This window comes from Sphingomonas sp. BL2, assembly GCF_056680015.1.
On the sequence record NZ_CM155261.1, the window covers coordinates 3,970,401 to 3,986,789 of the forward strand.

Below are 16,389 nucleotides of genomic sequence, written 5' to 3' on the forward strand. Positions count from 1 at the left end.
TATCACGCTGGTAAGGCTCGACATTCCAAAATAATATTGGGGGATGAGACCGCTTCTTCGGCTGATCGCCCTGTTCTGCCTGTGCCTGGGATATGCGCTCCCCGCACAGGCGGCCGTCACCATCACCTTCTGGAGCCACGAACTCGGCAACAGCTTCCCGCACGCGTTCTTCACGTTGCGCGGCATACCCGACGCCGGCGGCGCGCCGGTCGACGTGAATTACGGCTTCACCGCGAAATCGGTATCGCCGGCGCTGTTGATGGGGCCGGTGTCGGGCATGCTCGACATTGCGAAGCCGACCTACATTAACGGCAGCGACGCGCAGTTCTCGGTGGTGATGACCGACGCGCAATATACGCAGGTGCTGAAGCTGGTCGACGCGTGGAGCGAGGGCAAGCCGGACAGCGTATACCGGCTTGGCGACCACAATTGCGTCCACTTCGTCAAGGAGGCGGCGCGGATCGTCGGGCTGTCGGGGCTCGACCAGCCCAAGCTGATGAAGAAGCCACGTTCGTACCTGAAGGCTGTCGGCGCTGCGAATGTCGGTCGCGTCATTCCGGTCGGGCTGCACGGCAAGGACTATCTCGCTGATCTGCCGCCGATCTCACCGACCCAGGCAACCGCTTCCAATACAACGGCGGTTGTTGCGACGGCGGCGCCAGTCCCCGCCCACTAGGGCGCAGGTATCAGCTCGACCACGTCGAGGACTGATTCGAACCGCGGATACGGGAGGACGACGCGCCAACGACGCTTTCCGATCCGTTCGATCAAGCCGGCCATGTCGCGATTGGCATCGCGGCCATAGCGCATCGGGCGCTTTTCATCGCCTAGCTCCATCGTGCCGAGAAATATCGCGCGCGACGCTGTGTCGACGAAGACCGTGCCGACAGGGCGTTGCGATCCATCGACCTTGACCAGGCTGACGACATCGGTGTCGCCGTTCGAGTCTATCCGGCACGCGAACCAGGCGGATGCGCTGTATGTCGGGCCGATCCCACCACGCGCGCCGAGCTTGAACGTGCGGCACTGATAACTTCCGGCGGGCGGCAGGGCGTCGGCAAGCGCGTGATCCGGATCGAACAATATCGGCTCCGCGGCAAGGTCCTTCGCGTCGACCTGTGCCAGCGCGTCCATCCATGCACCACGCCAGCCCCGCAAACGCGCGCGATCAGCGACCGTGGCGACACGCCGCCAGTCGGAGTCGCGATCGGTATCGAGCGGCGACACGGCGCCGGAGCCGATCAACGCCGCGCGCGATGCGCTCGAACCGTATCCAGCTAGGATGAGACAGGCCCCGGTGGCCAACCATGTCCGCTTCGTCGTCGACCGCGTGTGCATATCCGAAGCTAACCCTCTAACATGCCGTATTACAATCATATTCTCGCACCACGGGGCACCATCACGCTGCCGTCCAGCCGCCGTCCATCGACAAATTGGCGCCGGTGATCGCCTTGGCCTCGTCGCGGCACAGGAACAGCGCGAACGCCGCGACCTGTTCGGGGGTGACGAATTCCTTGGTCGGTTGCGCGGCGAGCAGCACGTCGTTCATCACCTGGTCGCGCGTCATCCCGCGGGCCGCCATCGTGTCCGGGATCTGGTTCTCGACCAGCGGCGTCCAGACATAGCCCGGCGAGATGCAGTTGACGGTGATGCCGTCGGTCGCGGTTTCGAGCGCGATCGTCTTGGTGAGCCCGGCGATCGCGTGCTTGGCCATGACGTAGGCGGACTTGTTCGGGCTCGCGACCAGCGAGTGCGCCGACGCGGTCGAGATGATCCGGCCCCAGCCCTTAGCGCGCATGTGCGGCACCGCGGCGCGCATCACGTGCCAAGCCGACGAGAGGTTGATCGCGATGATCGCGTCGAACTTGTCGATTGGGAAGTCGGCGATCCCGGCGACATGCTGGATGCCGGCGTTGTTGACGACGATGTCGACGCTGCCGGTCTCGGCTGCGGCACGGGCGACCATTGCGGCGATCTGGTCGGGCTTGGTCATGTCGGCGGCGTCGTAGAGCGCGATCGCGCCGCTGGTCTGCGCCAACGCCGCCCGTTCCCGTTCGATCGCATCGGCATCGCCGAACCCGTTGAGCACCACTGCTGCGCCTTCGGCTGCAAACGCCTTGGCGTAGGCGAGCCCGATCCCCGACGTGGATCCGGTGATGACCGCGGTCTTGCCCTTCAGGAACATGCATACTCCCCCATCTTGGCGCAGCGTATTCTGCCGCCGTGCAACCCTAGCGCCACCTTGCGCATTTCGTTCCCGAGAAGAAACGAAAAGGGGCATATCCATGCGGCTCGACGATTACGATCCGAACATCAACGTCGAGGACCAGCGCGGGTCGGGCGGCGGAGGCGGCGGTTTTGGCGGCGGCGGTGGCGGCCTGCTGATGGGGTTGTTGCCGATGATCGGCAGCCGCTTCGGGTGCGGCGGGATCGTCGTTGTGCTGATCCTGATGGCAGTGTTCGGCGGCATGGGTGGCCTTGGCGGGCTGCTCGGTGGCGGACAGACGTCGGCACCGACGACGCAGAGCGGACCGCGCTCGGGCTCCGATACCAAGTCGAGCTGTTCGCTGAACGCCGAAAGCAAGGCTGCCTGCAACGCGTTCAGCTCGGCCGACAATACCTGGGAAGCGATCTTCCAGAAGAACGGCCAGCGGTTCGAGGCGCCAAAGCTGGTGTTCTTCGACGGCAATGGCCGCTCGGGTTGCGGTGCGGCGCAGTCGGCGATGGGTCCGTTCTACTGCCCGACCGACCAGGGCATCTATCTCGACACCAGCTTCTTCAACGAACTATCGACTCGCTTCAAGGCGAACGGCGACTTCGCGCAGGATTACGTGATCGCGCACGAGTTCGGCCATCACATCCAGAAGCTGCTCGGTACCAACGCGCAGGTCCAGCAGGCGCAGCGCCAGGCGAGCGAGACCGAGGGCAATGCTCTGTCGGTACGGCTCGAATTGCAGGCGGATTGCTACGCCGGCGTGTGGGCGGCGGCGAACAAGACGCGGCTCGAGGCCGGGGATATCCAGGAGGGGATGACCGCGGCGCAGGCGATCGGCGACGACACGTTGCAGAAGCAGTCGCAGGGTCGCGTGGTACCAGACAGCTTCACGCATGGGACGTCGGCGCAGCGCCAGTCGTGGCTGAAGCGCGGGCTGGAGAGCGGCGATCCGCAGCAGTGCGACACTTTCTCGGGGGCGATCTAAACCTCAAGTCTGGATCCTCCCCCGCAAGGGGGAGGTGGCTGGCAATTGCCAAACGGAGGGGGAGGTAAGCGAAACGCCTGTTCCGTATCCTCCCCCTCCGTCACCTTCGGCGACACCTCCCCCTGGCGGGGGAGGATTCAAAATTGGCGCACGCGCCCTTACGCGACGACGACGCCTTTCCAGAAGGCATAGCGCCCCTCGATCTCGGCCGCTGCCGACTTCGGTTCCGGATAATACCAGACCGCATCGATGTTCCGCTTCCCGTCGACGACGAGGGTCTTGTAGCTCGCCACACCCTTCCACGGGCAGTTCGAGTGCGTCGCGCTATCCTCCAGCAACGCCGGATCGACGCTGTCGGCGGGAAAGTAATGATTACCCTCTACCACGACGGTATCGTCCGATCGTGCGATCTCGTGGCCATTCCAACTTGCAACCGGCATGCTGATCTCCTTCAGGCGCGCCCCAGCCCCGCCGCCTCATACGCCTCGGGCTTGAACCCGACCAGCAGCGTCTCGCCGGTATCGAGCACAGGCCGCTTGATCATCGACGGTTGCGCCAGCATCAGCGCGGTGGCCTTCGCCGCACCCAGATCCGCGCGGTCCGCTTCGGGAAGTTTGCGGAACGTCGTCCCCGCACGATTGAGCAACACCTCCCAACCAACCCGGCCGACCCAGTCGTCCAGATGCGCGGCGTCGATTCCGGCGGTCTTATAGTCGTGGAACGCATAGTCCACGTCGTGCGCATCCAGCCAAGTCCGCGCCTTCTTCATCGTGTCGCAATTCTTGATACCGAACATCGTGATCGTCAAAATAGCCTCCGAAGCAAAACTGGAATCAGTCCAAGCGCAGCCGTTTGGTAGCAAGCTACGGGACGCACGTGCACCCGATCCAAGACATGAAGCTCGCTCATACTCAAGAGGAGCGATCATGTCCTTCCGCGTTCAGGGGCTTGACCCCGACCAGTTTCGACATCTGTTCGGCGCCTCCGATGCAAGCCTCGCGCGAGCAGGCGCCCGGCGATACGTTGTCGACGCCGAACCCGGCTTTCCCGATCGCATTGCGGTGCGCGATCTGGAGATTGGCGAGACGGCGATCCTGATCAACTACGAACATCAGCCTGCTGAAACGCCCTACCGCTCACGCCACGCGATCTTCGTGTCCGAGACCAAGACGGAACCACTGGACATGCTCGACGCGCTCCCCAAGGCGATCCGCATCCGGCCGATATCCCTGCGCGCCTTCGGATCCGACGACGAGATGATCGACGCAGACCTGGTCGCCGGCGCGGACCTGATCCCGCTGATCGAGCGCTTCTTCGCGATGCCGGACGTGGCGTATCTCCAGGCCCATTACGCCAGACGCGGGTGTTACGCGGCGCGCATCGTTCGTGCCTGACGTGCGCAAGCCGGTGGCGTGACCGGCTCGGGGCGTTTATCGGTGCCCCATGACGCATCCATTCTACGCGATCCATAGTCACGGGCTGATCCGGGTTGCCGCTGCCACGCCGCGGGCTTCGGTGGGGGATACCGGGGCCAATGCCGAGGCTACGATCGCCATGGCGCGCGAGGCGGATGCGAAGGGCGTCGACCTCGTCGTGTTCCCGGAACTGAACCTCACCTCCTACGCGATCGACGACCTGCATCTTCAGACCGCGCAGCAGCGCGCGACGCTGGCCGCGATCGCGACGGTGGTCGAGGCGAGCGCGACCTTGCGGCCGGTGCTGCTGGTCGGCGCGGCGCTGGTGCGGAACGGGCGGCTGTATAACTGCGCGCTGGCGATCGCGCGCGGGCGCGTGCTCGGCGTGGTCCCGAAGACGTTCCTGCCGAATTACCGCGAGTTCTACGAGAAGCGGTGGTTCGCGAGTGGCGTAGGGATGACCGGACTGACGATCGACCTAAACGGCGGCGACGTGCCGTTCGGGACCGATCTGATCTTCGCCGCGCGCGATCTGCCCGGCTTCGTGTTCCATGCCGAGATCTGCGAGGACTATTGGGCCCCTACCCCGCCCTCGACCGCGGGCGCGCTCGCGGGGGCGCTGATCTGCTGCAACCTGTCCGCATCGAACATCGTCATCGGCAAGGCGCGCGATCGAGCGATGCTGGCGGCGGCGCAATCGGCGCGCGCGGTCTGCGCCTATGTCTATTCCGCCGCAGGGCCCGGCGAGAGCACCACCGAGGTCGCGTGGGACGGCCAGGGACTGGTTCACGAACTCGGCGAACAGATCGCGGAGTCGGCGCGGTTCTCGACCGAGCCCGAACTGGTCGTCGCCGACGTCGACTGCGAACGGATCACGCAGGAGCGGCTGCGGACCGGCACGTTCAACGATGCGGCGATGTTCGCCGGCAATCCCGAAACGCGCTTCCGACGGATCGGGTTCGATCATGCGGCGGCACTTGAGGACACTGGCCTCGAACGCGCCATCCGCCGCTTCCCGTTCGTCCCGAACGATCCGGCGCGGCGCGACGACGATTGCTACGAGGCGTTCAACATCCAGGTGGAGGCGCTGTCGAAGCGCCTCGTCTCCGCGCATGCAGAAACGATCGTGATCGGCGTATCCGGTGGACTCGACTCGACGCACGCGCTGATCGTCGCGGCGAAGGCGATGGACCGGCTCGGACGCCCGCGGACTAACATTCTTGGGTTCACCATGCCCGGCTTCGCGACCGGCGAAGGGACCAAGGCTAACGCTTGGGCACTCATGCGCGCGCTCGGCATCACCGCGGAAGAGATCGACATCCGCCCCGCAGCCACACGCATGCTGGAGGACATCGGCCACCCGTTCAGCGAAGGCGAACCTGTCTACGACATCACCTTCGAGAACGTGCAGGCAGGGCTTCGCACCGACTACCTCTTCCGCCTCGCCAACCAGCGGCACGGGATCGTGCTCGGCACTGGCGATCTCAGCGAGATGGCGCTCGGCTGGTGCACCTACGGGGTCGGCGACCAGATGAGCCACTATGCGGTGAACAGCGGCGTGCCCAAGACGCTGATCCAGTTTCTGATCCGCTGGTGTATCCGCACCGACCAGTATGACGCGGCGACCAACGCGATCCTGTCGACGATCCTCGCGCAGGAGATTTCGCCCGAGCTCGTTCCGGCGGGCGCGGATGGCGCGTTGCAGAGCACCGAGTCGATGATCGGGCCCTATGCGCTGAACGATTTCTTCGCGCATTACGTGATCCGCTACGGCCTTGCCCCCTCGAAGATCGCGTTTCTCGCTTGGCACGCATGGCGCGATGCGAGCGTCGGAGCATGGCCGGAAGACCTGCCCGCGGACGCGCGCGTCGCCTACGACCTGCCGACGATCCGGCATTGGCTGGAGAAATTCCTCTTCCGCTTCTTCACAACCAGCCAGTTCAAGCGGTCGGCGATGCCCAATGGACCGAAGGTCTCGGCTGGCGGTGCGCTGTCGCCGCGTGGCGACTGGCGCGCGCCGTCGGATGGAACTGCCAAGATCTGGCTCGATGAATTGCGGTCAAGCGTTCCGTAAGGTCAGCCGCGCCGCCTTGCATAAATCGCCCATCCGGCGCATTATGAAAATCCTATGACACTGGCTCCACCGGATGGATCGCGCGATCGCCGGATCGAGATCCCATCTAATCTTTGGCTGATTCACCCGGCAGGCCGTGCGCTTTTGCCGCTCGCGTTGGCGCGTGGAATTTCGGCGAATTCGGTGTCGGTGGCGGGGCTTTGCCTCGGCGGAGCAGCTGCGCTTGCGTATACGCAGTGGGGAAACTGGGCGCTCGCGCTGGTCGGCTTGGTGCTGTCGATGGGCTGGCTGATCGCCGACGGACTCGACGGCATGGTCGCGCGTGCGACCAAGACCGCGAGCCCGCTCGGCAGGATGCTCGACGGATTGTGCGATCACGGCGTCTTCGCACTGATCTACATCTCGCTCGCGCTGACGATCGACACGCCCGAGGCCTGGGTCCTCGCCGTCGCGGCTGGTGGCGCGCATGCCGTTCAGTCGAACATGTACGAGGGCGAGCGTTCGCGCTTTCATCGTCGCATCAAGGGCGTGGCTCTCGAAGCGCTCCCCGTTCCGACCGGCAACGCGCTCGTCCGCTTTTATGATGGCGTCGCGAGCAGCATCGACCGGATCGCCATGCCGTTCGAGCGCACGCTCGGTCAGTCGGCGGATCCGATCGCGCTCGGCGCCCTGTACGGTGCCCGCGCCGTCGCGCCGTTGCGCTTCATGGCCTTGCTTACCGCGAATGTCCGGGTATGGGCGATCTTCGTCGCCTGCTTCGCGGGCAACCCACGCATCTTCTGGTGGTTCGAGATCGTCCCTTTGACGCTCGTGGCCATCGTCGGGCTCGTCTGGCACCGTCGTGTCGAGCGGGCTTTCGTTCGTAATACTTCCGCAACGCGACCAAAGACCGCGTCGCGCATGCATCTTTCGTAAGGAACAGGGTCAGTAATGAATAGCATTCGGATCGCCGTGGTCGGCATCGGCAACTGCGCGAGCTCGCTCGTCCAGGGCCTCGAGCATTATCGCGAGGGGGCAAACGACCAGGTTGGCCTGATGCATTTCGACATGGGTGGCTACAAGCCGAGCGACATCAAGGTCGTTGCGGCCTGGGACGTCGATCGCCGCAAGGTCGGCAAGGACGTCGCCGAGGCGATCTTCGCCAAGCCCAACTGCACCGCGGTGTTCGCACCCAATGTCGGCAACACCGGCACGATCGTGAAGATGGGCAAGAAGCTGGACGGCGTCGCCGACCACATGGCCGACTTCAAGGACGACCGTACGTTCCTGGTCTCGGACGCCGCCGAACCAACCCGTGAAGAGGTCATCGCCGAGCTGAAGGCGTCGGGCGCCGACGTTCTCATGAACTACCTGCCGGTCGGTTCGCAGGAAGCGACCGAATTCTACGCCGAATGCGCGATCGAAGCAGGCGTGGCGTTCGTCAACAACATCCCCGTCTTCATCGCCTCGAACCCGGTCTGGGCGAAGAAGTTCGAAGACGCCGGCGTCGCGATCATCGGCGACGACATCAAGGCGCAACTCGGCGCGACGATCGTCCACCGCGTGCTGACCGACCTGTTCGCCAAGCGCGGCGTGAAGCTGGATCGCACCTACCAGCTCAACACCGGCGGCAACACCGACTTCCTGAACATGTCGAACCATCGCCGTCTTGAGTCGAAGAAGATCTCGAAGACCGAAGCCGTGCAGTCGGTTGCGGCAGAGCGCATGGACGACGACAACGTCCATATCGGTCCGTCGGATTACGTGCCCTGGCAGAACGACAACAAGGTCTGCTTCCTGCGTATGGAAGGCCAGCTGTTCGGCGGCGTGCCGATGAACATCGAGCTGCGTCTCTCGGTCGAGGACAGCCCCAACTCGGCAGGCGTCGCGATCGACATGATCCGTTGCGCCAAGATCGCCAAGGATCGCGGCATCGCCGGCGTGATCGACCCTGCATCGGCCTATTTCTGCAAGCACCCGCGCACGCAGATGACCGACGATCTCGCGCAGATCGAAGTCGAGCGGTTCATCAAGGCCGCCTGACATGATCGATACGCCCCGGATTGAAACGGCGATCATCCTCGCCGCCGGGGAAGGCAGCCGCCTTCGCACCTCCGCCCCGTACAAGCCGCTCTGCGCGGTCGCGGGGCGGCCGTTGATCGCCCACGCGCTTGAGGGGCTGGCGGAGGCCGGTTTCGCGCGCGCGATCGTGACGGTGAGTTACGGGCGCGAGGCGATCGAAGCGTATCTCGCGAGCCGGCGTTGGCCGTTGGCGGTCGAGACTGTTCTCGCCGACCACCGCGAACCTAACGGCGTTTCGGTACTGGCGGCGCGCGATGCGCTGGCCGGTAGCGAAGCTATTCTCGCGATGTGCGACCACCTCGTCAGCCCCGAAATCTATGCCCGCATGGCTAAGGCCGGGGCCGGCGGCGGTCTGCGCCTCGGCATTGACCGACGGCTCGGGCATGACTGGGTCGACCCAGAGGACGTCACCTGCGTCGCGACCGAAGGCGACCGCATCGTCGCGATCGGCAAGGTCCTCGAACCGCACGACTGCTATGACACCGGCGTTTTCGCGATCGGCCCTGCGCTGTCGGACGCGCTGGCCACGCTGACGAGCCCGTCTTTGACCGAAGGCGTCCGCCTGCTTGCCGCGCAAGGCTTGGCCCGGATCGTCGATTGCAGCGACATCGACTGGATCGATGTAGATGACGCTCCCGCGCTGGCCAAGGCCGAGGCGTGGATGGCGACTAAAGCCGAAGCGGTCGCCGCTTAACCACCGTTCTCCTGCGAACGCAGGAGCCCAGGATACCAACCGAAATGCTCCTGACCCTGGACTCCTGAGTTCGCAGGAGAACGATAAAACCCGTCATCCTGACGAAAGTCAGGATCCAGAGTTACAAGTGTTGCCCTTTGGGCTATGGGTCCTGACTTTCGTCAGGATGACGGAGTATCGTTAAGTTGCCGAGGCTTCCTCCACCCGCGGATCGGGCACGTCCAACGTCGCGCACGTCCCGACCTGCGCATTCTCGATAGTCACCGTCCCGCGCAACTGCCGCGCGAGGCTGCCGATCATCCGCATCCCAAGGCTTTTGCGCGACGCCGTCTTCAGGTCGAAGTCCGCCGGCAACCCGCCGCCCTCGTCGGAAACGGTCAACACGATTCGCCCGTCCGCGCTCCGCACCGTGACCAGGATCACGCCACCATCGTCGCCATACGCATATTTGATCGCGTTGGTGACCAGCTCGGTGACGAGCAAGCCCATCGGGATCGCCACGTCCGCGCTGATCAGGATCGCCTCGATATCGCAGTCGATCCGGTGGGTGAGCGATTGCTCGCCCAGCCCCCTAGCGATCCCACAGACCAGATCGTTCAGCGCGACGATGCCGACCTGATCCCCACGCCAGAGTTGGTCGTGCGTCTGTGCGATCGCGGTGATCCGCGCCTGCGCATCGCCGAGCAGCCGGCGGATACGCGGATCGTCATCCTCCTGCATCTGAAGGTTGAGCATCGCAGAGACGAGCGCGAGGCTGTTCTTGACCCGGTGGCTGGCTTCGCGCGTGAGCAACTCCTGATGCTCCATCGCCTCGCTCAGCCGCTGCTCCGCCTGCTGCCTCTCGATCGCGACGCCGATGAGGTTGGCAAACCCCTGCATGAAGGCGAAGTCGGCCGGCTCGAACTTGCCCTCGTCCGGGCTGTCGACCTCGAGCACGCCGAAGCGCTTGCCCGACGTCTCCACCAGCACGTTGATCGCGCGGCGGATATTGTGCTGCGCCATGAACTCCGGTGTCCGGAAGCGCTGCTCGTTTTCCAGATGGTTCGAGATCACCGGCAGCCCGGTCTCCAGCGCGAACCCCGCCGGCGAGCCGAGGTCGGTACGCATCTCGGTCGACCCGACCACCCCCGGCGCCCAGCCGATCCCGGCGCGGACCAACAAGGTGTTCTGTTCGGGACGGTATTCGAGGAACTTGCAGTATTTCGACCGCATTCCCTCGCCGCACAACTCGGTCGCGCGCTGCAACATCGGCTGCAGATCCCGCGCCCGCAGCGCCTCGATCCCGAAATCGGCCAGGATCGACTGCTGGCGAAGACGATATTCCAGTTCGCCTGCGCCAGGGGGCCGATCGCCGCCGGGAGATTGTTCGATAACCGTCATACTCACTCGATGTTACTGGCAATAAGTCTCGTCACGCCTGCCGCATCCAGCAGGCTCAATCGCCCACCCTGAAATCGCGGATCATGCGTGACCTCCGCGATTGCCCATTCGGGGCTGACGATCGACGTCAAAGCGGCCGCGCCGTCCTGCTCGATCTCGGCGAGTTCGAGCCCGGCGAGCGCCCCTTCGAACAGGTCGATGCCAAAGTCTGCATCCACCGGATACCGGCGTTTCCTCAACGATCGTGCCGGCAGTTTCGCCAGCAGGTCATACTCGTCCCGATCGAGATACGTCGTGACCGTCGGCCTGCTCAGTACATCGGCAACGTCGTACTTCTTGCCGATCTTCAGGACCACGCGCCCCGACCCGCTATCGGTCATGGCGCGCAGCCTTAGCCGCGTACCCTCGATGTACCGGTCCTCGATCAGGATATACGGCGCGTCGGCCAGATCGGGCCGACGCGCAGGGTCGACGAGAAACCGGCGCTCGCGCTCGACATGCGCGTATTTGTGAGCGACCAGTTCCTCGTCGAGCCCCCGCAACATCGGGTCAGCGCGTCAGCTTCTTATAGGACAGCGCGGTAGGACGATCCGCCGCATCGCCCAGACGGCGGCGCTTGTCCTCTTCGTAGGATTCGAAATTGCCCTCGAACCATTCGACATGGCTGTTGCCCTCGAACGCCAGGATGTGCGTGGCGAGACGATCCAGGAAGAAGCGATCGTGGCTGATCACCACCGCGCACCCGGCGAAGTTCTCGATCGCTTCCTCAAGCGCGCCCAAGGTCTCGACATCGAGATCGTTGGTGGGCTCGTCGAGCAGCAGCACGTTGCCGCCGCGCTTCAACATCTTGGCGATGTTGACGCGGTTGCGCTCGCCGCCCGACAGCTTGCCGACGTTCTTCTGCTGGTCCTGGCCCTTGAAGTTGAACGCCCCGACATAGGCGCGCGTCGACTGGTCGAACCCGTTGACCTTCATCGAGTCGAGGCCATCGGAAATCTCCTCCCAGACGTTCTTCTTGTCATCGAGATGATCGCGGCTCTGGTCGACATAGCCGAGCCGCACGGTCGAACCCTTGTCGATCGTGCCGCTGTCCGGCGTCTCCTGCCCAGTGATCAGCTTGAACAGCGTCGACTTGCCGGCGCCGTTGGGACCGATGACGCCAACGATACCGCCCGCGGGCAACGTGAACGAGAGGTTCTCGAACAGCAGCTTGTCGCCGTAAGCCTTGGAGACGTTCTCGAGCTCGATGACCTTGCCGCCGAGACGCTCGGGCACCTGGATGACGATCTGCGCCTTGCCCGGCGAGCGGTTCTCCTGTGCGGAGACGAGGCGTTCGAAGTTGGCGATACGCGCCTTGGACTTGGTCTGGCGCGCCTTGGCACCCTGACGAATCCATTCGAGCTCGTTCTTGATCGCGGTCTGACGACCGGATTCCTCACGATCCTCCTGCTCAAGGCGCTTGGCCTTCTTCTCGAGATACGTCGAGTAATTGCCCTCATACGGGAAATACTTGCCGCGATCGAGTTCGAGCACCCAGCCAACGACGTTGTCGAGGAAATAGCGGTCATGGGTGATCATCAGCACCGCGCCCGCATAATCCTTCAGATGATTCTCCAACCACTGGACGCTTTCCGCGTCGAGATGGTTGGTGGGCTCGTCCAGCAGAAGGATGCCCGGCTTCTGGATCAGCAGGCGGGTCAGCGCGACGCGGCGCTTCTCACCACCCGACAGCTTGTCGACCGGCCAGTCGCCTGGCGGGCAGCGTAGCGCTTCCATCGCGACCTCGAGCTGGTTGTCGAGCGTCCAGCCGTCGATCGCGTCGATCTGCTCCTGAAGCGTCCCCATCTCCTCCAGCAGCGCGTCGAAGTCGGTGTCGTCCTGGGGATCGCCCATCTCGGCGGAGATCGCGTTGAAGCGATCGACCATGTCCGCGACACCGCGCGCGCCGTCCTTGACGTTCTCCAGCACGGTCTTGGTGGCGTCGAGCTGCGGCTCCTGCTCCAGATAGCCGACGGTAACGTTCTCGCCCGGCCAGGCCTCGCCGGTATAGTCCTTGTCGATGCCGGCCATAATCTTGATCAGCGTCGACTTGCCCGCGCCGTTGGGGCCGACGATGCCGATCTTGGCGCCATGATAGAATTGCAGATTGATGTTCGACAGCACCGGCTTGGGCGCGCCGGGGAAGGTCTTCGTCATGTCCTTCATGACATAGGCGTATTGGCCGGCCACGGGGGTCTCCGTTCGGGTGTTCGTGAGGGAGGGATTGATCTGCGCATGTAAGGGCAGCCGCGAAGGTTGGCAACGCGCGAGCTGGGACCTAACGAAGGAGGCCGACACCAAGGGGAATTGCTGATGACGCGTATCGCACCATTTCTGGCGGCCTGTGCCGCAATCACCGCCGTTCCTCTTGCGGCGCAGCGCACCGCTGCCCCAGCAACCGCGGTCGACGCGAAGGTTGCTGCACTGCGCGACAAGGCGCTGACCGACGATACGGCGTACAAGATCGTCGAGGGGCTCACGACCGAGGTCGGCCCGCGAATGACCGGCACCGAGGCGGCACCGCGGGCGCGCGCCTGGTCGGTCGCCAAGCTGAAGGCGCTCGGGTTCAAGAACGTGCGGATCGAGCCTTACCAGCTGCCGGTCTGGTCGCGCGGTATGGAGAGTGGTGAGCTGGTCGCTCCCTATGCGCAGACGCTGCATCTGGTCGGGCTTGGCAATTCGGGCGCGACGCCGCCGGGCGGACTGACCCTGCCGATCGTGTATTTCGCGACATACAACGACTTGGCGCCCGCCGCCGACGGCAGCCTGAAAGGCAAGATCGCCTTCGTGTCGAACGCGATGCAGCCGACCCAGGACGGGTCGAGCTATGGATCGCAGGGCACCGCGCGCTTCGTCGGACCGAACGTTGCCGCCAAGAAGGGCGCGGCGGCGATCGTCATCCGGTCGATCGGTACCGATCACGGCCGCGGGCCGCACGCGGGCAACACCAATTTCGACGCGGGCGTGACGCCGATCCCCGCGGCAGCGCTGTCCGTCGCGGACGCGGAGCATGTCGAACGGCTGGTGAAGCTCGGCAAGCCGGTAACGCTGAAGCTGGTGCTGGAAGACAAGCAGGTCGGCATGCGCGAATCGGGCAACGTCGTCGCCGAGGTTCCGGGCACCGACCCCAAGGCCGGGATCGTCCTGGTCGGTGGCCATCTCGACAGCTGGGATCTCGGCACCGGCGCGATCGATGACGGCGCAGGCATCGCGATCACCGCGGCGGCCGCAAAGATGGTCATGGACAGCGGCCAGCGCCCGCGTCGCACGATCCGCGTCGTCTGGTTCGGCGACGAGGAGAGCGGCGGCTTCGGCGGAGCCGCCTACGCCAAGGCGCACGCCGGCGAGCGCCATGCGACCGCCGCCGAATCGGATTTCGGTGCCGATCGCGTCTGGCGGTTCGAAAGCAGCCTGCCCGCCGCCGCCAAGCCGATCGAGGATCGCCTGGCCGTCGCGCTCGCCCCGCTCGGGATCGTTCGCGGCGCCGATGCCCCGCACGGCGGCACCGACGTCGGCCCGGTGATCGCCACGGGCGTCGCTGGAATCGACCTCAACCAGTCGGGTCTGCGCTACTTCGACTATCACCATACGCCCGAGGACACGCTGGATCTGATCGACCCCGAACAGCTCCGTCAGAACGTCGCGGCCTGGACCACGGTGATCGCGACAGTGGCCAATGCGCCCGAGGAAATCGGGTCAATTGTGCCCCAGAAGTGACGAATTGCATGAACCAATCTGTCATCGTTCTGCCGCAAACCTTGCGGACAGATGAATTTAGCGGATTGACCGCCCGCCGGGGGCCGCTATTTGACGTGACTTCGCGACGGCAATCGGGTCGGCCGCGAGTGAAACTATGCTTGGGAGCATTCGAATGAAGAAGATCGTTCTGATCGCTGCTGCCGCCGGCCTGATGTCCGTCGCAGCCTGCAGCAAGTCGCCAGAAGCCGCCGCAGTTGAGAACAACGCGGACATGCTGGCTGACAACATGGAAATGCAGGCTGACAACATGGACGCCATGGCGGACAACACCTCGAACGCAGTCGCTACCGACGTGCTCGAGAACGCTGCTGACAACATGAACGCAGCTGCCGACAACGTCCGTGACGCTGCCGACGAGAAGACCGACAACATGAACTAAGACCCTGTCGGGCGTTCGCGCCCGATAGAGTATTAGTGTCGGAAAGGGCGTTCCTTCGGGGGCGCCCTTTTTCTTTGCCGTTTTGCTTGTGTGCCCTTTTGCGGGATGGACGCTTGCGCTAACGCGGTCACGGGTTGGGCCTGTAGCTCAACGGTTAGAGCTGGCCGCTCATAACGGCTAGGTTGCGGGTTCGATTCCTGCCGGGCCCACCAACCCCTTGCCCTGTCATCGAGCCAAGCGCTTGAAAACCGATGTCGGGTTCGAGCGCTTCACGACGCGCAGTGCATGTCGACGTTGCCGAAACCGCAGAGCGCCGGTGCTCCGCCACGTCAGATTTCCGTCATCACGCCCTGATAGACAGGCTCTTCCATCGCGCGGCCCGCGCCGATCGCGACGCAGGTCAGTGCGTTCTCGGCGACCGTGACGGGCAGCCCCGTCGCGTCCGACAACACTTCGTCGATCCGCGCGAGCAGCGATCCGCCGCCCGTCATGACGATGCCCTGATCGCAGATATCGGCGGCCAGTTCGGGTTCGGTCTTCTCCAGCGCCGTCAGCACGGTTTCGACGATCTGGCCGATCAGATCCGCCAACGACGCCGCGATATCCGCCTGCGTCACCTCGATCTCGCGTGGCACCCCCGCACGCAGGTCGCGTCCCTTGACGCGCATGACCTCGCCGATCCCATCCTCCGGCATGCGCGCCATGCCGACCGCCAGCTTCACACGCTCGGCGGTGGCTTCGCCGATCATCAGATTGTGCTTGCGACGAATCATCGAACTGATCGCCTCGTCCATCTTGTCGCCGCCGACCCGCGCCGACGTGCTGTAGGCAAGCCCTCGCAGCGACAGCACCGCCACTTCGGTCGTGCCACCGCCGATGTCGACGACCATCGCCCCGACCGGTTCGGTCACCGGCAGTCCGGCACCGATCGCCGCCGCCATCGGCTCTTCGATCAGATATACCTTGCGCGCGCCGGCATTGGACGCCGCCTGGCGTATCGCGCGACGCTCGACCAAGGTCGCGCCGGACGGGATGCAGATCGCGATCTCGGGATGGCGTGGCAGTCGGCTGGGCCCGCCATGCGCCTTTTCGATGAAGAACTTGATCATCTGCTCGGCGACGTCGAGGTCGGCGATCACGCCGTCGCGCATCGGCCGGATGGTCTCGATCCCGTCGGGCGTCTTGCCCATCATCAATTTCGCTTCGGCACCGACCGCGCGCACCTGCTGGACGCCATTCCGCGTTTCGATCGCCACCACGGACGGTTCGTTCAGGACAATGCCCTGACCGCGCAGATAGACGACGGTGTTCACCGTTCCGAGATCGATCGCCATGTCGTTCGACGGGCGGCTGAACAGGCGAGGAAGACGCATGGGCTGTGACAATCT

17 protein-coding genes and 1 tRNA gene are annotated in these 16,389 nt (G+C 64.5%); 10 read left to right on the top strand and 8 right to left on the bottom strand.

Annotated elements, in window-relative coordinates; translation table 11 throughout:
* Positions 1 to 43: 43 nt before the first annotated feature.
* Positions 44 to 676, top strand: a complete 633-nt coding sequence (locus AC1ME3_RS18200) for a hypothetical protein (RefSeq protein WP_480954285.1) — start codon at positions 44 to 46, stop codon at positions 674 to 676.
* Here the strand turns inward: AC1ME3_RS18200 and AC1ME3_RS18205 are convergent.
* Both AC1ME3_RS18205 and AC1ME3_RS18210 read right to left on the bottom strand, forming a co-directional pair.
* Positions 673 to 1,338 (bottom strand): DUF4893 domain-containing protein, encoded by a 666-nt coding sequence (locus AC1ME3_RS18205; RefSeq protein WP_480954286.1) that lies wholly within the window; start codon positions 1,336 to 1,338, stop codon positions 673 to 675. The genes AC1ME3_RS18200 and AC1ME3_RS18205 overlap by 4 nt on opposite strands.
* A 61-nt stretch (positions 1,339 to 1,399) precedes the next feature.
* Complete coding sequence (locus tag AC1ME3_RS18210) at positions 1,400 to 2,185, bottom strand: 3-hydroxybutyrate dehydrogenase (RefSeq protein WP_480954287.1); 786 nt, start codon at positions 2,183 to 2,185, stop codon at positions 1,400 to 1,402.
* 100 nt (positions 2,186 to 2,285) lie between these two features.
* On the opposite strand from AC1ME3_RS18210, the gene ypfJ reads away from it, so the two are divergent.
* A complete protein-coding gene (gene ypfJ / locus AC1ME3_RS18215) occupies positions 2,286 to 3,200 on the top strand; it encodes a KPN_02809 family neutral zinc metallopeptidase (RefSeq protein ID WP_480954288.1) in 915 nt (304 codons plus the stop codon).
* Between the two features lie 158 nt (positions 3,201 to 3,358).
* On the opposite strand, the gene AC1ME3_RS18220 is transcribed toward ypfJ, so the two are convergent.
* Positions 3,359 to 3,640 (bottom strand): DUF427 domain-containing protein, encoded by a 282-nt coding sequence (locus AC1ME3_RS18220; RefSeq protein WP_353466683.1) that lies wholly within the window; start codon positions 3,638 to 3,640, stop codon positions 3,359 to 3,361.
* An 11-nt stretch (positions 3,641 to 3,651) separates the two neighbouring features.
* Positions 3,652 to 4,008 (bottom strand): ArsC family reductase, encoded by a 357-nt coding sequence (locus tag AC1ME3_RS18225; RefSeq protein ID WP_480954289.1) that lies wholly within the window; start codon positions 4,006 to 4,008, stop codon positions 3,652 to 3,654.
* Positions 4,009 to 4,126: 118 nt separating this feature from the next.
* Here AC1ME3_RS18225 and AC1ME3_RS18230 point away from each other — a divergent pair, with 118 nt between their 5' ends.
* From AC1ME3_RS18230 to AC1ME3_RS18250, 5 genes are read left to right on the top strand one after another with little or no spacing between them, the layout of a single operon-like run.
* Complete coding sequence (locus tag AC1ME3_RS18230) at positions 4,127 to 4,594, top strand: DUF1203 domain-containing protein (protein ID WP_480954290.1); 468 nt, start codon at positions 4,127 to 4,129, stop codon at positions 4,592 to 4,594.
* 49 nt (positions 4,595 to 4,643) lie between these two features.
* Complete coding sequence (locus tag AC1ME3_RS18235; protein WP_480954291.1) at positions 4,644 to 6,689, top strand: NAD(+) synthase; 2,046 nt, start codon at positions 4,644 to 4,646, stop codon at positions 6,687 to 6,689.
* Between the two features lie 54 nt (positions 6,690 to 6,743).
* Positions 6,744 to 7,604 carry a CDP-alcohol phosphatidyltransferase family protein gene (locus AC1ME3_RS18240; protein WP_480954292.1) on the top strand — a complete coding sequence of 287 codons (861 nt, stop codon included), beginning with the start codon at positions 6,744 to 6,746 and terminating at the stop codon, positions 7,602 to 7,604.
* 15 nt (positions 7,605 to 7,619) lie between these two features.
* Positions 7,620 to 8,711 carry an inositol-3-phosphate synthase gene (locus AC1ME3_RS18245; protein ID WP_056050788.1) on the top strand — a complete coding sequence of 364 codons (1,092 nt, stop codon included), beginning with the start codon at positions 7,620 to 7,622 and terminating at the stop codon, positions 8,709 to 8,711.
* A gap of 1 nt (position 8,712) precedes the next feature.
* The gene (locus AC1ME3_RS18250) at positions 8,713 to 9,444 is read left to right on the top strand and encodes a phosphocholine cytidylyltransferase family protein (RefSeq protein ID WP_480954293.1); all 732 of its coding nucleotides are present in this window, start codon (positions 8,713 to 8,715) and stop codon (positions 9,442 to 9,444) included.
* A gap of 180 nt (positions 9,445 to 9,624) precedes the next feature.
* Here AC1ME3_RS18250 and AC1ME3_RS18255 read toward each other — a convergent pair whose 3' ends face one another.
* From AC1ME3_RS18255 to ettA, 3 genes are read right to left on the bottom strand one after another with little or no spacing between them, the layout of a single operon-like run.
* Complete coding sequence (locus AC1ME3_RS18255) at positions 9,625 to 10,824, bottom strand: sensor histidine kinase (protein WP_480954294.1); 1,200 nt, start codon at positions 10,822 to 10,824, stop codon at positions 9,625 to 9,627.
* A 2-nt stretch (positions 10,825 to 10,826) separates the two neighbouring features.
* A complete protein-coding gene (locus AC1ME3_RS18260) occupies positions 10,827 to 11,369 on the bottom strand; it encodes a CYTH domain-containing protein (protein WP_480954295.1) in 543 nt (180 codons plus the stop codon).
* A 4-nt stretch (positions 11,370 to 11,373) separates the two neighbouring features.
* Positions 11,374 to 13,053 carry an energy-dependent translational throttle protein EttA gene (gene ettA, locus AC1ME3_RS18265; protein ID WP_056062887.1) on the bottom strand — a complete coding sequence of 560 codons (1,680 nt, stop codon included), beginning with the start codon at positions 13,051 to 13,053 and terminating at the stop codon, positions 11,374 to 11,376.
* A 123-nt stretch (positions 13,054 to 13,176) separates the two neighbouring features.
* Here ettA and AC1ME3_RS18270 point away from each other — a divergent pair, with 123 nt between their 5' ends.
* From AC1ME3_RS18270 to AC1ME3_RS18280, 3 genes are all read left to right on the top strand, one after another.
* Positions 13,177 to 14,580, top strand: coding sequence for a M20/M25/M40 family metallo-hydrolase (locus AC1ME3_RS18270; RefSeq protein ID WP_480954296.1), 1,404 nt, complete (start codon positions 13,177 to 13,179; stop codon positions 14,578 to 14,580).
* A 154-nt stretch (positions 14,581 to 14,734) separates the two neighbouring features.
* Positions 14,735 to 15,001: a hypothetical protein gene (locus AC1ME3_RS18275; protein ID WP_031393308.1), complete on the top strand. Its 267-nt coding sequence runs from the start codon at positions 14,735 to 14,737 to the stop codon at positions 14,999 to 15,001.
* A 136-nt stretch (positions 15,002 to 15,137) separates the two neighbouring features.
* Positions 15,138 to 15,213 (top strand) — tRNA-Ile (locus AC1ME3_RS18280).
* A gap of 117 nt (positions 15,214 to 15,330) precedes the next feature.
* On the opposite strand, the gene AC1ME3_RS18285 is transcribed toward AC1ME3_RS18280, so the two are convergent.
* Positions 15,331 to 16,374, bottom strand: coding sequence for a rod shape-determining protein (locus AC1ME3_RS18285; protein WP_056490679.1), 1,044 nt, complete (start codon positions 16,372 to 16,374; stop codon positions 15,331 to 15,333).
* Positions 16,375 to 16,389: the final 15 nt, after the last annotated feature.

What these genes read in the sequence shown, in the direction of transcription:
- AC1ME3_RS18200 (WP_480954285.1), top strand. Translation starts at nt 44, where the DNA reads ATGAGACCGCTTCTTCGGCTGATCGCCCTGTTCTGCCTGTGCCTGGGA.
- AC1ME3_RS18205 (WP_480954286.1), bottom strand. Translation starts at nt 1,338, where the DNA reads ATGCACACGCGGTCGACGACGAAGCGGACATGGTTGGCCACCGGGGCC.
- AC1ME3_RS18210 (WP_480954287.1), bottom strand. Translation starts at nt 2,185, where the DNA reads ATGTTCCTGAAGGGCAAGACCGCGGTCATCACCGGATCCACGTCGGGG.
- ypfJ (WP_480954288.1), top strand. Translation starts at nt 2,286, where the DNA reads ATGCGGCTCGACGATTACGATCCGAACATCAACGTCGAGGACCAGCGC.
- AC1ME3_RS18220 (WP_353466683.1), bottom strand. Translation starts at nt 3,640, where the DNA reads ATGCCGGTTGCAAGTTGGAATGGCCACGAGATCGCACGATCGGACGAT.
- AC1ME3_RS18230 (WP_480954290.1), top strand. Translation starts at nt 4,127, where the DNA reads ATGTCCTTCCGCGTTCAGGGGCTTGACCCCGACCAGTTTCGACATCTG.
- AC1ME3_RS18235 (WP_480954291.1), top strand. Translation starts at nt 4,644, where the DNA reads ATGACGCATCCATTCTACGCGATCCATAGTCACGGGCTGATCCGGGTT.
- AC1ME3_RS18240 (WP_480954292.1), top strand. Translation starts at nt 6,744, where the DNA reads ATGACACTGGCTCCACCGGATGGATCGCGCGATCGCCGGATCGAGATC.
- AC1ME3_RS18245 (WP_056050788.1), top strand. Translation starts at nt 7,620, where the DNA reads ATGAATAGCATTCGGATCGCCGTGGTCGGCATCGGCAACTGCGCGAGC.
- AC1ME3_RS18250 (WP_480954293.1), top strand. Translation starts at nt 8,713, where the DNA reads ATGATCGATACGCCCCGGATTGAAACGGCGATCATCCTCGCCGCCGGG.
- AC1ME3_RS18255 (WP_480954294.1), bottom strand. Translation starts at nt 10,824, where the DNA reads ATGACGGTTATCGAACAATCTCCCGGCGGCGATCGGCCCCCTGGCGCA.
- AC1ME3_RS18260 (WP_480954295.1), bottom strand. Translation starts at nt 11,369, where the DNA reads ATGTTGCGGGGGCTCGACGAGGAACTGGTCGCTCACAAATACGCGCAT.
- AC1ME3_RS18270 (WP_480954296.1), top strand. Translation starts at nt 13,177, where the DNA reads ATGACGCGTATCGCACCATTTCTGGCGGCCTGTGCCGCAATCACCGCC.
- AC1ME3_RS18275 (WP_031393308.1), top strand. Translation starts at nt 14,735, where the DNA reads ATGAAGAAGATCGTTCTGATCGCTGCTGCCGCCGGCCTGATGTCCGTC.
- AC1ME3_RS18285 (WP_056490679.1), bottom strand. Translation starts at nt 16,374, where the DNA reads ATGCGTCTTCCTCGCCTGTTCAGCCGCCCGTCGAACGACATGGCGATC.